Raw genomic sequence first — 14,334 nt, 5'->3', positions numbered from 1 at the left:
AACTCATTTCACCACCCCCAAAAATTCGTGTTTCTTACGAAGGAGATCCTGAACCACCCGCTCTGCTGTGCGCCTTTATTAACCCCCGGCGGTTAATAAAGGCGCACAGCAAGGTCAGCGCCGACGAATTCTGCCGACCACCATGAGGGCGACCAGGGTGACTGCAAGCAGCAGTGTCGTATTTGCTGCGGCAAGAAATACCTGGCCACGGTCGGTGAGTCCGAAGATGCTGACCGGCAAGGTCTTCCATGTCGCCGGGTAGACCATGACCGTTGCGCCCAGCTCACCCATCGACAGTGCGATGGAAAGCCCGGTGGCCGCACCCAACGCTGGGAGCAGCAGCGGTAGCGTTACCCGTGTCAGCACCCGCACCGGGCCGGCGCCGAGTGATTCGGCAGCTTGACGGTAGGCGGGATCGAGCCGTTCGAGCGCGGCCGATACGGAACTGAAGGCAAAGGCAAGCACCAAAACCGTGTGAGCGAGAATCACGATCCACTTGGTGCCGCCGAGCAGTAGCGGGCGCTCGTTGAAAGTGATGAGCAGACCCAAGCCGATCGCGACCGACGGAACCGCAATCGGTAAATGGAATACGGCATCGGTGATGCGCCGCAGCCACATCGGTGCCTCACGCGCGGCCAGCGCGGCCCACGTTCCGACGATCAATGCCAATGCCCCCGCGATGAATGCAGTCTGCAAACTGACGATCAGGCTGGCGAAGTTCTCGTCGGACAGCGCCGTGGAGAAGTTCTTGCCGCCGAGATTCGACGGAAGTGGACCGGTCCACGATCCGGCCAAGGCAGCCGCGACGACGGTGGCGATGGGCGCGACAAAAACCACCGCGACGACCAGGGTGAAGAATCCGAGTACGAGGGCCCTAGAGCTTCGTGTCCACAGCAGCACGGCTGCCTCCCATCAATCTGTTGAAGGTGAATCGGTAGAGGCAGTACAGGCCGAGTGAGAGTGCGACCTGGACCGTCGCGATCACTGCTGCGCCGGGCAAGTCGAAGGTGACAATGCCGCGGGTGTAGATGAGGACCGGAAGAGTTACGACGTCTTTTGCTCCGGTGAAGAGCACGATGCCGAATTCATTCAGTGTCATCAGAAGTACGAGCGATCCACCGGCCAGGAGGGCCGGCCACGCTTCCGGCATCACCACCTGTCGCAGAACTCGGACGGGTGACGCGCCGAGACTGGCTGCCACGTCGAGTTGTTCACGCGGAATCTGGGTGAACGCTGCCAATAGCGGACGCACGACAAAGGGTGTGAAGAAAGTGATTTCGGCCGCGATCACACCGAACGGAGTGTTGAGGAAATTCAGTGGGCCGCTCGCATCGCCGGTGATGCGGACGATCAAGGCGTTGACGGCGCCGGCTGTCCCGTACAGGAACGTGAACGCCAGCGTGATCAGGAAAGACGGCAGGGCGAGCACCGTGTCGATCAATCGCCCCACCACCTTGGATCCGGCGAACGGAACGAAGGCAAGCACCAAGGCGAGGAAGGTGCCCAGGATCAGGCAACCCAGGGTCGACGCCACGGCGATTTGGATGGTCCGCCAGAGCGCGGTTCTGAACAGTTCCGAACCGACCACCGAAGACCACGTGGACAACCCTGTGCCATCTGCGGTGCTCAGAGATTCCGTGAGGACACGTGCGGTGGGATAGACAGCAAACACGAGGACAAGAAGCAGTGGTGGCAGCGTCCAGCCGATCCGGCGCCACGGGATCGGGTCTTTGTGCTGGGGCGCAGCGGTTTCGGGGCGTTCCAGGGTTGTCGTCATGGGTGGCGATCCGCCGGAACCAGGACACTGCCGTCCGTGGGCAGGACGACGCCCACTTCGGTGTCGACCGGTCGTTCGTCGTGCCCTGGAACATCCGCGTCGACGCGGACATCGTCGAGGCCACGTACAGCCAGCGTCAGACGCGTCGTGGAACCGCGCCAGACGCTCGAGACGATGCGCGCCGGGAATGATCCTCGTGCGCCGACACCGGTTACGGCTACCGCGTGTGGACGAACACACAGGTAGGCGTCCATGTCGGACTCCCATTCGATGTGCCCGATCTCGGGCTGCGGGGCGTGAGCAGTGAACGGCGTGCCACCGATCGAGACCAGCGCGGAGGTGCCGATGACGCGTGTGACGGTGCAGGGCAGCAGGTTGGCACCCCCGAGGAACGCCGCGGTGAAGCTGGACGGCGGACGTTTCCACAAGGCCTCAGCGGTGTCGATGTCCGCGAGTCTGGCGTTGCGCATCACTGCGATACGGTCTGCGAGCGCCAGGGCTTCACTCTGATCGTGCGTCACGTAGAGCATGGCTGTGTCAGGTAGTGCTGCGCGCAGTCTCGCCAGTTCGCCGAGCATGCTCTCGCGAAGTTGAGCATCCAGGGCGGCCAACGGTTCGTCGAGGAGGAGTACTCCAGGGCGAATTGCCAACGCTCGGGCAATGGCGATTCGCTGCTGTTGACCGCCGGAAAGTTCACGGGGAAGCCGCTTTCCGTACGCCGACATCCCGACCATGTCCAGGGCTTCGGCCACGCGAGTGCCGATCTCCGACCGCGGCACGCGATGGGCTCGGAGTCCGAAGGCTACGTTTTCGGATACTCGCATGTGCGGGAAGAGAGCGTACGACTGAACGACGACGCCGATACCGCGTTGTGCGGGAGGCAGATTGGTGATGTCTCGGGTGCCGAGCTTGACGGAACCGGACGTGGGGCGGACAAATCCCGCGAGGGCCTTCAGGGCGGTCGACTTGCCGGATCCACTGGGCCCCAGCAGTGCCACAGTTTCACCGGGTGCCACTCGCAGATTGAAATCGACGAGTGCATGGGTTGCGGTCTTCCCGCGGCCGTAGGCGACGTTGACGCGATCGAAGGTGATGGCCGGAGCAGAATGTTCGATCGCTCCGTGAACACCGACGGTCTCGGGGAGCGTCCGCCCCAGTCTGGTTCTTGCCATGATCAGCTCCCGGTGGCTTTCTGGTAAGCGGCGATGTCGGCGTCGAGCGAGCTGAGGACGTCGTTCCAGTTCGGGGTCCACACGTTGACGCCCTGCAGAACTCCGGAAGGCGTGTTCTTGTCGGTGGATTCACCGGCAGCGCTTCGGACGTCCTCGCGGACCGATACGCCGAGTGCATCGGTGGCGACGGTCTTCTGGGATTCTTCGGAGAGCAGGAACTCCATCAACTTCTTGGCTTGTTCGCTGCTCGGTGCGCTCTTGGCGAGGCCCATCACGTAGGGCAGTGCAATGGTGGTGCGAGTGCCGTCGGCTCCAGCGGGGAAGAAGATGTCGAACTTCGATCCGTCGTCGGCGATGGAGGCGAGGTTCATCTGGACGTCACCGTTGGCGACCAGCAGCTCTCCGTTACTGACCTTGGGCTGGAGCTTTCCGGTGGAAGACGAGGGTCCGACGTTGTTGGCCTGGAGCTTTCCGAGGTAGTCGAGTGCTCCTTCCTTACCCATCAGGTGCTGGAGCAGCAAGAGCACCGCGGTGCCGTCGCCGGCCTGGCCGGGCGTGGAGTACTGCAACTTGCCCTTGAACTGGTCAGTGAGCAGATCGTCCCAAGATTGTGGGGCGGGTGATGCAGTCGGATTGGCGATGAACGAGAGGTAATTCTCGACGACGGGCACGTACTTGCCGGCGTCGTCCTTGTCTCCGGCAGGAACGGCGGAGGTGTCGATTCCGCTGGGCTCGAGCAGACCTTGGGCGTCGGCCTTCTGGATGAACGGGGGCAGCGTAATGATCACGTCTGCCTGTGGGTTGGACTGCTCCTTTTCGACGCGGGAGACGACCTCTCCGGATCCGGCTTCCACGAGGTTGACGGCGATACCGGTCTGCGCGGTGAAGGCGTCGAATCTTCCCTTGTACCAACCGGACAGACCGTCGGCGCTGTAGACGGTGACGGTGTCGGTATCTGATCCGGCAGCAGTGCCGGTGCCACCGCAGGCAGTGGTGAACGAAAGGACGGACACGGCGAGAGCGGCCGCAGCGATGCTCGGGCGTAGACGCATGACGATTCCTTTTTCGGAGGTGAGATCAGGAGTGGGTGAGGAGTTCGGCGAACTCCTTCACTGACGGGACGATGTGGGTGGCTCCGGCGTCGCGAAGCTGTTGCTCGTCGTGTGCGCCGGTCAGAGTTCCGGCGACGATGGATGCGCCGGAACGAATGCCGCTGAGCACGTCGTTGGACGTGTCGCCGAGTACGGCGATCTGGTGGACGTCGTCGATCGAAAGTTTGAGCAGGGCAGTCAGAATCAGGTCCGGGTACGGTCGACCGCGACCGGCCTCGGCGGGGGAGAGGGTGAGATCGGCGAGGGTTTTCCAGCCGAGCGCGACGAGGAGTTTGTCCTGGGTCGATCGGCTGAACCCGGTGGTCAAGGCAACTTTGATGCCGGCCTCGCGCAAAGTGGTGATGGCTTTCTCGGCGCCGGGGATCGGTTCGGCCAGGCCCTGGTCGATGAGGGAGTCGTACGTGGTTTCGAAGGCGGCGTTCGCGGCCTGGGCGCGGTCTTCGTCACCGAAGATCGCCCGGAACACGACGATCTTCGACTGGCCCATCGTGTCGAGGACGTACTGGCGAGCGGCGTCGGCTTCCGGGCCTTCGGCGGGCAGTCCGCCGGCTTCAGCGGCGGCAGCGAAGGCGCGAAGAACCAGTCCGTCGTCGGCGACGGTGGTGCCGGCCATGTCGAGAACGGCAAGGGTGATCGGAGACATGAGAAGTCTTTCTTGTCGGAGAGATTCAGAGACCGAGCTGGTCGGCGGTTTGTTCCGCCAGTGCCGGGCCGAGCGTCATACCGCGGCCACCGGGGCCGGCAACCACCCAGACGTTGTCGGCGGCTTGTGCGCGGTGAACAAGTTGTGAGGGGTCGATGCACTGGCTGTAGACGCCCGCCCAACGCTTGACGATTGGCGGAAGATCGCGTCCCAGAAGTGTTTCCACGACTCCGGACAGATGGCGATAGGGCGCCTCGTCGACATCGAAGTCGAAGGGTTCCTCGTATTCGTGGGTGTCGCCGATGGTCAGCCCGCCGTGCAAGCGCTGCACGCACAGGAGTTGCATGCGGTGCTCCTCGGCAGTCGGTTCCTGCGGCTGTACTGTACGGAGGTGATCGAGGGCAGATCCGGCGAAACCCGGGTAGTAACGGAAGCTGTCACCGTCAGCGATTGCGGTGGTGAGCTTTTCGCCGAGTGGGGCGCTCTGCATCATCTGCAGGCGCACACGGCGCAACGGGAGATCGCCGGCGAGATCGCGAGCCAATCCGCCGAGTGTTGCTCCGGGGCAGACGATCACGAGATCGGCGTCGAAGCTGCGACCGTGGTCGTCGCGGATGTGTGCGCCGGAGGTGGTCGTCGTGATCTCGCGGGCTTCCGTTCCGGCGTGGAAGGTGTAACGGCCGGTGGATTCGAGGTAAGAACGGATGGCGGGGAGCGCTTGCCGTGACTCGACAGCGGCGTCCAGCGTGCAGTGCAGTCCGCCGAGAAACTTGCCCCGGAGCGCGGGGTTGACGACGCGAACGGCGTCGGGATCCAGAAGCGCGAACCCTCGGTTGTCGGCGTCCGGCCGAGAGAACGCTTCCTGCGCGACCGCGACCTCCTCCTCGGTGCGCATGAGGGTGATGGAGCCGGCTGGGCGGTATCCGACGCCGGGGACACGGGCGGCAAGGTCTGCCCACAGTTCGCGCGAGCGCAGCGCAGCTTCGAGTTCGTGCGGGGCTCGCCCGGATACCCAGACGAGGCCGAAGTTCCGTACCGTGGCACCGCGGGCTTCGGGCTCACGTTCGAGATGGATGACGTCGTGTCCCCGACGGATTGCCTCGTCGGCGTGCGCCGTTCCGAGGATCCCTCCGCCCACAATCAAAATTCGCATGTAGAGATAGTGACGTTTGGTCTAGACCAATAGGGGGAATCGAGACGAACTCCAGGTTAACAATTGGTATAGACCGAATTCTTGTACGCTTGCGCCATGAATCAGCAGACGTCCACCGGGCCGGGGACCTCGAGCGTCGTGATCGAACCGGAGTTGAAGTACTACCGGGTGCGCACCGAGATCGAGACCATTCTCAGTGGGCTCGAGGAGGGCGACGCAGTCCCGTCCGAGCGGGAATTGGCGGCGCGGTTCACAGTCGCTCGCGAGACGGTCCGTCAAGCGCTTCGTGATCTTCTTGTCGAAGGGCGAATCGAGCGGCGGGGGCGGGGCACTGTCGTCGCGAGTCCGAAGTTGGTTCAGCCGCTATCGATTCGTTCCTATACCGAAGGTGCTCTGAGCGCTGGGCGAGTACCCAGTCGTAAGGTTGTGACCTTCGAACGAATGTCGGCCGACGACGGTCTCGCCACGGAATTGGGTATCGAACCAGGTGACAGCGTCGTTCACCTCGAGCGTGTTCTCTTCGCCGACGGAGAGAAGATCGGACTCGAATCAACGTTCCTGCCGGACAGCAGGTTCGGTGAGATGCTCGACGCTTTCGATGCGACGACGTCGCTGTACGCGGCTATCCGTTCCATCGGCGTGGTCTTTGCCTCCGCAACCGAACGGATCGAGACGGTGCTCGCTTCACCGCGGGAGGCAACCCTCGTCGAGTCCACCACCTCGATGCCGATGCTTCTATTGCACCGGACCTCCGTCGATCCGGACGGTGTGCCGATCGAGCGGGTTCGCTCGCTCTACCGCGGCGACCGCATTGCCTTCTTGACGACGTTGCGGGAGTGATGGCCGTGGACGACGCAGGCGACATCACACTCGCGAGTTATGAGGCCGGTGCGAATCTGTATGCAGCTAGACCGTATGTCATGGGGGAGGCGATGGTCCGGTACCTCGCCCGGATCGCCAAGCTGGTGGACGGAGGGACGATTCTGGAACTCGGCAGTGGTCCCGGCCGTGATGCCGAGTACCTCGAATCTCTCGGAGTATCGGTGGCGCGCACTGACGGCGCACTCGCCTTCGTGGAAATGATGAGGGCAGAGGGTTTTACAGCTGAGGTTCTCGACATGCGAACTGGGCAGTTCAACGGAACGTACGATGCCGTGGTGGCAAATGCAGTCCTGCTTCATTTGCGACGCGACGAGTTCGAATTCGTCGCGAGAAAGTCGCGAGGTGTAGTCGGGGCAGAGGGAATTTTCGCGTTCACGGTCAAGAGGGGCGACGGAACCAGTTGGAGCAAAGCGAAATTGGGGTTGCCGCGCCACTTCACATTTTGGCAGGAGGACCAACTTCGTCAGGTGCTCGGCAGAAGCGGGTGGGAAACTTTGTCAATCGACGCCGTGGTCGGTCCCACTGCCGATTGGTTGCATGTCATTGCACGGGCGAACTGACAATCAGGCAACGGCTCCGGTCACGCGTGTGAGGTGAACATGTCCACGAGCCCCTGGGGTGCGTTCTCGCCGAAGCACATGTCCAGTCCATCAGCGGACTGTTGTGCCGCCGCGGCGCTGCGTGGGAATAGGCGCTCTTCGTAGACAGCTAGCCCTTCCTCCGTGCTGCTGTGCGACGCGATCGCCTGGCCGAGTTCCGCGCCGTCGAGCATTGCCAGGTTCGCACCCTCTCCGGCAAACGGCGACATGACGTGTGCCGCGTCCCCGAGCAGAGTGACCCCGGGAGTACGGCTCCAACTGTGGCCGATGGGAAGGGCATGGATGGGGCGAGGGGTCAGCGAGCTGTCGGCTTCGACGATCAGTGAACGCAGTGACTCGTCCCAGTCCGAGAAGTGTTCCAGCAGAAACTTCTTCGCGATGTGATCGTCGGAGAAGTCGACACTCGCTGCCCAGCTCTCGGGAACTCGCAGGGCGGCATAGATGTGCAGACTGTTGTCGGTCTCACGGTGGGCAAGGAAGCCCTTGTCGGCACTGAGTGCGAACATCATTCCGCCGCCGACGGTTTCAGCGGCATCCACGTGCTGGTTGTCGGCGTCGTGAAGGTCGAACTCCACGAATGATATTCCGGTGTACGCAGGAGTGTCGTTTGAAACCAATGGACGGATTTTCGACCACGCACCGTCGGCGCCGACCAGGAGATCGGTGGTGAAGTGGGTTCCATCCGCGAGGTGAACTTCGTGTCGACCATCCGGCAACGGATGAGCACTGCGGACCTTGGCTCCCCAGTGGATTGTTTCCTTCGGAATTGAGCTGAGCAGTAGGTCACGGAGCTGGCCGCGGTCGATTTCCGGGCGGTCGCCGTCTCCGGTGTCCTGCTCGCTCAGGTGCACGACGGCATTTCGATCGAGGACGCGTGTCTCTTCCCCGCCTTGATGAACGAGGGCGCGGAACTCCTCATAGAGGCCGGCGGCACGAAGCGCGATCTGACCCGAGTCTTCGTGGATGTCGAGCATCCCGCCTTGAGTTCTGGCTGTCGGTCCGGATTCGAGATCGAATACCGCCGAATCGATTCCGCGGAGATGGAGGACTCGGGCGAGGGTGAGGCCGCCGAGGCCGGCGCCGATGATTGCGATGGGGTAGTGGTTCATGGTGGGTTCCTAAGAAGTGAGTGGGGTGTTCTCGATGCCGGTGATGAGCGTGCGGAATCCCCAGGAGAGGCGCGCCGAGGGTTCACCGGCAAGTAGAGCTGTTGCATGTCTTGCGACGAGTGGGTGCGTCTGCGGGTTTGCGTTCTGGATTGCGTCGGTCAACGCGCTCCATCGGGCATCCGCGTCGGCGGAATTGTTCGGCGCCGAGTGTTCGGCAGCAGTGGACGTCGCGTACTGCAGTAGCAAGTCCACGCCCCACGCGGCCTGACCTGGAGGGACTTCGCCTTCGTCGAGCAATGCCAGCAGGCGCTCGAGCAGGCGTACGTAGTGAACTCCGCTGGGTCGGGAAACGAGTGCCGACTGGGCGAGACCGGGATGATCGAACAGCACGGCCGTGTACGAGGTCAACACCCGTTCAAGGCGAGCTTGCCAAGTGCCGGAGGAATTTTCGGCGAGGTCAACCACTCCGAGAAGTGTGTCCAGAACGGCGGCGTGCAATTCGGCGGTATTGCGCACGTACACGTACATCGATGCCGGCCCGGTGTCGAGTTCGAGGGCGAGTCGACGCATGGTCAACTTCTGCAACCCCTCCGATCGCAAGATTTCCACCGCGGTACTGACGATGCCCTCGCGTGTCAGAGCGGGTTTGGCCGGACGATTGCGTCGGCTCGATGGACTTGCTGGCTGGTTGGGCATGTTTTTACCGTACACGAACATGTTCGTAACGAACATGTTCGTTGGATCACGCACTGAACGTCCACCGCTGTGCGGAGCCATATCGGGAGCGGTGGGTTACATGCCCGTACCGCCGGAGAGCATTGCGATCGTCAGCAGGATGCCGCCGACTATGCCCACGAGCGGGCTATCGCTGTCGAGAAGCCAGTCGTTCAACGATCCCATGAGTGCCTCTTTCGGGTTTCGATCTGTCGACGGTCGAGCCTATCGACAGATCGAAACCCGAGATGTCACTTTCGTCCGAATTGTGGATCGGACCCGAGGTGATCAGCCGTAGACGTTGCCCGGGCTGATCAACTTGGTGATCGGCACCATCAAAGCACTGGTCAGGTCGGTCTCTCCGTCGATGTCGGTGTTGATGAAGACGACCAGGGTTGTGTCCTTCTCGGGCAAGTAGACCGAGACTGTCTTGTAGCCGGGCAGGCTTCCGTTGTGACCGATCCAGCCGCCGCTGTTGAACAATCCGAGTCCGTACCCGGAGTTGTCGTCCCCTTCGCCCAGGGGCTCGGTGTGCAGGCGCTGCTTCTGAGTGTCGTCGGCGAGGAGATCGCCCTTGGCCAAGGCCGGAACCCAGATGCGCATGTCGTCCAACGACGAGATCATTGCGCCCGCGGCGCCTCCCCACGACGGGTTCCAGTCCGTTGCTGCGGTCACGGATTCGTCGAGTGTTTGGTTGGTGTATCCCTGTGCGTGGGGGTTCGGGAACGCGTTGGTGGTGGGAAAGCTGGTGTGCTCCATTCCGAGTGGTGTGGTGATCTTGGTGTCGATGACGTCCGACAGCGTTGAGCCGGTGACCTTCTCGATGACCATGCCGAGCAGAAGGGTGTTGGTATTCGAGTAGTCGACAGTGGTTCCTGGTCGAATTTGGAGTGGGAGGTCCTTGACGTATCCGAAGAGCTCTTCGGATGTGAATGATCGGCGAGGGTCGGAAAGAACATCCATGACAAACTGTTCGGACGTCGTGTAGGCCACGAGGCCGCTGCGCATCCCCGCCAGCTGGCGCAGGCTGATCGCATCGCCTTCCATGACGCCGTCGACGTACTTGGAGATCGGATCATCGAGACCGATCTTTCCCTCGTCGACCAATTGCAGCAGGGCGGTCACGGTAAATGTTTTGGTGACGCTACCGATCCGGTGGTAGAAGTCGGTTTCCATCGGCGCTTTGGTTGCCGTATCCGAGACTCCTGCAACCTTGACGTAGTTGCCGTCGGGCCCCCAAATGCCCACCATCGCACCGGGAATCCCGGTCGAATTCACCGCTGCGTCGACGATCGAATCGAGCTGGTCGGTGATGGTCGAGTCCATGATCTTGTCGGATGTGTCTGTGGATTTGTCCGTGCTGCAGCTGATTACAGCTCCAACCATGGCGCTGCACAGGCCGACAAGCAGGATGCGTCTTGCTCCGGTTTTCATGAGTCGAACTCTGCCTGCCCGAGGGCACTCACACATCGACCCCGGGTACGGCAGACGCAGTCCCCAGGTACCTCCTCAACCGGTACCGGGGGACTACGGAACCCTGGCCTGAACCCTTGACTTGGGTCAGAGTCCGCCGTTGAAGAACGCCGCCAGCGCGGGTGCCGGGTCTGCCGCGGTGCCCATATTTGCTACGCCGACAACGATCAATCCCAGCGTGAACAGTGCAGCGAGAAGACCGATCGACCCCGACACGAATCTCGTCCGTCGCTCGGATCGCGCCGTTCTCGCGAAGCGTGCCCACACGACCACAGTCACGATCAGTGATATTGCTGCCGCGATCAGCGCGATCACCGCCATGGCCAAGTGATACCGCGCGAAGTCGCTGATCATCAGTTCGAGGACAGGGCTTTGCTGGTTTCCGGTGCCCGTCGACTGAGCGAGCTGTTGGCGGACCTGCCCGACAGTGTCGCCAGGTGCCCCATCCGCCTGGGCCACGGGCAACATCGAGATCAGCGAAGAGAAGGGTGCAACGGCACCTTGGATATTTGCCATCACGAGTACCGAGGAAAACATCGCGAGGAGCGTGACCAGCCCTCCCGCCGAGACGAATGCGAGTTTCTTTCCAGCCGTCAGAGGGCCGGCGTTCACGAACGACGCCTTGAGCATCCGGCCGAGTGCGAGCAGAACCGTCAGCAGGATTACCGCGATCACGGCCTTGGCCACGTGGTACCGCAGCCAGTAGTCGACAGCGGACTCCAAGCTCGGCGAGAAGGCTTGGACACCGGAACTCCAGTATTCGACGAACGCGGCGCGGACCGTCTCGACGAGTTCTCCCTGGTCTGCGTACCCATCACCCGGCCTACTCGTCAGCATGCCCGGGGCGAGAACGAAGGCAGCGGAGAAACCGGCGACCAGCGCGATCAACGCGGCGATCTTGCGACCTGAGGACTGCGTCGAGCGCGACGGCCCCGCAGTGTTGTGCCGTGAAGAATTGTGCAGTGGGATTCCTCCAGCGTGATGAGCGATCATCTGGTCACCGTCCACAAAGTCATGTCACCGAGTGTAGAAATCGGTACACCGGACTTCATCGTTCGAGAGGATGATATTTCCGGCGACGGCGTCCGCCCGCCCTCGCCGCTGCCGTCGACATCCTCCTCAGCACTCGACGACATTGACGGCGAGCCCGCCTTCACTGGTTTCCTTGTAACGCACGGACATGTCGTTTCCGGTTTGGCGCATGGTTTCGATGACGGTATCGAGGCTCACCACATGCGTCCCGTCACCGAGGTATGCGAGCTGAGCTGCGGTGACTGCAGTCGAGGCGGCTACGGCATTTCGTTCGATGCATGGGATTTGGACCAGGCCACCAACCGGATCGCAGGTCAGCCCCAGATGGTGTTCCATGGCAATCTCAGCTGCATTCTCGATTTGTCGTGGCGATCCGCCCATGACAGCGCACAAGCCGGCTGCCGCCATCGCGCAGGCAGCTCCGACCTCGCCTTGGCACCCCGCCTCCGCGCCCGAGATCGAGGCATTCGCCTTGATGATCGATCCGATTGCGGCAGCGGTGAGGAGAAAGGTTCGAACGTCGTGAACACCGGCGCCCGCCGCACGTATGTGGTGGTATAGCACTGCCGGCACGATGCCTGCGGCACCGTTCGTCGGAGCCGTTACCACGCGGCCACCTGCTGCATTTTCTTCGTTGACCGCCATGGCGTAGACGGTCAGCCACTCGCGTGAGGAGGGTGCGCAGTTACGTTGTTCCAGTTGAATGTTCGCAGACCGTGCTCTTCGGCGAACTCCGAGACGCCCGGGCAATACACCTTCGGTCTGGGTGCCGCGTTCGATGCATGCGCGCATCGCGGACCAGATCGCGTCGATGCCGGTGAATGCCCGATCCTGGCCGTGCATCGCGATTTCGTCCGACAGTGCCAACTCGGCGATAGTTCCGGAGCCGCATTCCGCCAGTAGCTCTTTCGCGGTTCGATAGCGTGAGTTGATCGAATGCGCGCTTGCTTGCGTCTCCGTTCCGGCGCGCAGTACGAATCCGCCACCGATCGACAGATATGTACTCGTACAGACGATTTCGCGACCGCTGAAGGCGGTCAGTGTCATCGAGTTGGGGTGCCCGTGACGGCGAACGAGCGGCTCGAACACCATGTCCTCGTGAGTGAACACAACGTGCCCGAGTGAGCCGCCGACGAGCTTCACCGATCCGCCGTCCGAGAGCTCGGCCCAGCGCCCGTGAACGTCGTTCGGCTCGCACGTTTCAGGATCCAACCCACGAAGTCCCGCGATCACCGCGTCGGGAGTGCAGTGCCCTATTCCGGTGGCGGCGAGAGAACCGTGCAGATTGCAGCGAATTCGGTCGACCGACGCGGTCAAGCCGGCGTCGGAGAGCTCGCCGACAAAAGTGCGGGCGGCTCGCATCGGACCGACCGTGTGTGAACTGGAGGGCCCGATGCCGATGGAGAAGAATTCGAGCGCGGAAACATAGACGCCGGTGGTGCTCATTCGGCGCTCGTGACGGTAGTCGCTCCTGACTCGCGCTGGGCCGCAATCGTCAGGAGGTTGGAGCGCGAGTCCCCGGTGGCGGCTCGGATCACAGTGCGTGCCATTGCAATTGCTCCGTGCAAAACAGCTTCGTCGCCCGCTGCGGAGCGGGCATCAGCGGCAAACTCGATCGTGTGAGGAACTCCGGTAACGCCGCGTAACGCGATCATCGGGTGGATCGAGGGAACCACCTTCGACACGTTGCCCATGTCTGTCGAGCCGCCGGTCAGGGGAGTTCGGGCGGCCGCGGTGCGGCCCAGGCTCGCGATCTCCTCGTCCCAGATCGTCGCCAGCACGCGATGTTGAACAAGCTCCTCGTAGCGCGGTTCGGCGCGTTCGGTCGACCAGGAGCAGTCGCTGGCCACAGCTGCGCCCTCGAAGCAGGCGAGCATACGACGCTTGGCGTCCAACAGCACGTCGAGTTCTGCGGCCCGAACTTCCGCTCGCACCAACGTCGAGGCCGGAATGATGTTTGTTGCTTCGCCGCCGTGCTCGACATAGGCGTTGAGCCTGACGTCGGACGGAAGTTGTTGACGGAGAAGTCCGATGGCGACCAAGGCGATCGTGGCGGCGTCGCCTGCGTTGATGCCCTTGTGTGGCGCAGCGGCCGCGTGTGCGGCTCGTCCGGTGTAGGTCACGTCGAACCGGTCGACTGCCTGCGTTCCGGTGACGGTGCAACTGACGTCTTCACCTGCAGCGCCGTGGACCATGATCGACATCGCCGCGCCCTCCCATGCGCCACGTTCGAGCAGCAAGACTTTCCCGCCGCCATGTTCTTCGGCCGGCGTACCGAGAAGGACGACGGTCAGGCCGTGTTCCTCCGCGACCTCTCCGAGCGCGACAGCTGCTCCCAGTCCGGCAGCGGCGATGACATTGTGTCCACACGCATGACCGATGTCGGGAAGGGCGTCGTACTCGGCGCAGACGACGACGCGGAAAGGGCCGGAGCCCCGCACCGCTTCGAATGCCGTCTCGAGGCCGTAGGCGGCGCGAGTAACCGTGAAGCCGGCTTCCTGCGCGGCGTCCGCCAAGAGGGCCGACGCATGATGCTCTTCGAATGCCAACTCTGGGTGAGCATGGATGGTGTGGCTGACGTCGATGAGGCGTGATGCCCACTTCTCGATCGTGCTCGAAACGGAGTCCGTGGGGGTGCGGGTGTCAGCGATGGACATGGGTATTGCTT

Annotated in this window: 14 protein-coding genes; 2 read left to right on the top strand and 12 right to left on the bottom strand. The window is 62.6% G+C overall.

Features of this window, described 5'->3' with window-relative positions; genetic code table 11:
* Positions 1–114: 114 nt before the first annotated feature.
* From PCS43_RS03380 to PCS43_RS03355, 6 genes are read right to left on the bottom strand one after another with little or no spacing between them, the layout of a single operon-like run.
* Entirely contained in the window at positions 115–900 is a 786-nt protein-coding gene (locus tag PCS43_RS03380; RefSeq protein WP_007734892.1) for an ABC transporter permease, read from the bottom strand.
* Complete coding sequence (locus PCS43_RS03375) at positions 875–1,777, bottom strand: 2-aminoethylphosphonate ABC transporter permease subunit (RefSeq protein ID WP_007734893.1); 903 nt, start codon at positions 1,775–1,777, stop codon at positions 875–877. Before PCS43_RS03375 ends, PCS43_RS03380 begins: the two co-directional genes overlap by 26 nt.
* Positions 1,774–2,949, bottom strand: a complete 1,176-nt coding sequence (locus tag PCS43_RS03370) for an ABC transporter ATP-binding protein (RefSeq protein ID WP_007734894.1) — start codon at positions 2,947–2,949, stop codon at positions 1,774–1,776. The genes PCS43_RS03375 and PCS43_RS03370 overlap by 4 nt, the downstream gene beginning before the upstream one ends.
* 2 nt (positions 2,950–2,951) lie before the next feature.
* Positions 2,952–4,001 carry a 2-aminoethylphosphonate ABC transporter substrate-binding protein gene (locus PCS43_RS03365; RefSeq protein WP_007734895.1) on the bottom strand — a complete coding sequence of 350 codons (1,050 nt, stop codon included), beginning with the start codon at positions 3,999–4,001 and terminating at the stop codon, positions 2,952–2,954.
* A gap of 25 nt (positions 4,002–4,026) precedes the next feature.
* The gene (locus PCS43_RS03360; RefSeq protein ID WP_007734897.1) at positions 4,027–4,704 is read right to left on the bottom strand and encodes a phosphonatase-like hydrolase; all 678 of its coding nucleotides are present in this window, start codon (positions 4,702–4,704) and stop codon (positions 4,027–4,029) included.
* A 25-nt stretch (positions 4,705–4,729) separates the two neighbouring features.
* Positions 4,730–5,857 (bottom strand): TIGR03364 family FAD-dependent oxidoreductase, encoded by a 1,128-nt coding sequence (locus tag PCS43_RS03355; protein WP_007734899.1) that lies wholly within the window; start codon positions 5,855–5,857, stop codon positions 4,730–4,732.
* Between the two features lie 96 nt (positions 5,858–5,953).
* Here PCS43_RS03355 and PCS43_RS03350 point away from each other — a divergent pair, with 96 nt between their 5' ends.
* On the top strand, positions 5,954–6,697 hold the full coding sequence (locus PCS43_RS03350; RefSeq protein ID WP_007734901.1) for a GntR family transcriptional regulator: 744 nt from the start codon (positions 5,954–5,956) through the stop codon (positions 6,695–6,697).
* Positions 6,698–6,702: 5 nt separating this feature from the next.
* Positions 6,703–7,299 (top strand): methyltransferase domain-containing protein, encoded by a 597-nt coding sequence (locus PCS43_RS03345; protein WP_165638306.1) that lies wholly within the window; start codon positions 6,703–6,705, stop codon positions 7,297–7,299.
* A 20-nt stretch (positions 7,300–7,319) separates the two neighbouring features.
* On the opposite strand, the gene PCS43_RS03340 is transcribed toward PCS43_RS03345, so the two are convergent.
* The 6 genes from PCS43_RS03340 to PCS43_RS03315 all read right to left on the bottom strand — a co-directional run bounded on the left by PCS43_RS03340 (position 7,320) and on the right by PCS43_RS03315 (position 14,323).
* Positions 7,320–8,447, bottom strand: a complete 1,128-nt coding sequence (locus PCS43_RS03340) for an FAD-dependent oxidoreductase (protein WP_209908337.1) — start codon at positions 8,445–8,447, stop codon at positions 7,320–7,322.
* Between the two features lie 9 nt (positions 8,448–8,456).
* The gene (locus tag PCS43_RS03335; RefSeq protein WP_064688877.1) at positions 8,457–9,143 is read right to left on the bottom strand and encodes a TetR/AcrR family transcriptional regulator C-terminal domain-containing protein; all 687 of its coding nucleotides are present in this window, start codon (positions 9,141–9,143) and stop codon (positions 8,457–8,459) included.
* A gap of 306 nt (positions 9,144–9,449) precedes the next feature.
* Positions 9,450–10,595, bottom strand: coding sequence for a serine hydrolase domain-containing protein (locus PCS43_RS03330; protein WP_047271320.1), 1,146 nt, complete (start codon positions 10,593–10,595; stop codon positions 9,450–9,452).
* Positions 10,596–10,721: 126 nt separating this feature from the next.
* Entirely contained in the window at positions 10,722–11,627 is a 906-nt protein-coding gene (locus PCS43_RS03325; protein ID WP_238592712.1) for a hypothetical protein, read from the bottom strand.
* A gap of 126 nt (positions 11,628–11,753) precedes the next feature.
* Positions 11,754–13,112 carry an L-serine ammonia-lyase gene (locus PCS43_RS03320; protein WP_064444473.1) on the bottom strand — a complete coding sequence of 453 codons (1,359 nt, stop codon included), beginning with the start codon at positions 13,110–13,112 and terminating at the stop codon, positions 11,754–11,756.
* The gene (locus tag PCS43_RS03315) at positions 13,109–14,323 is read right to left on the bottom strand and encodes an amidohydrolase (RefSeq protein ID WP_064444474.1); all 1,215 of its coding nucleotides are present in this window, start codon (positions 14,321–14,323) and stop codon (positions 13,109–13,111) included. Before PCS43_RS03315 ends, PCS43_RS03320 begins: the two co-directional genes overlap by 4 nt.
* Positions 14,324–14,334: the final 11 nt, after the last annotated feature.

It is taken from the genome of Rhodococcus sp. C-2, assembly GCF_027854095.1.
Lineage (GTDB): Bacteria > Actinomycetota > Actinomycetes > Mycobacteriales > Mycobacteriaceae > Rhodococcus_F > Rhodococcus_F qingshengii.
Note: the sequence above shows the minus strand (reverse complement) of the source record. Positions and strands in the feature narration are given on the sequence as shown.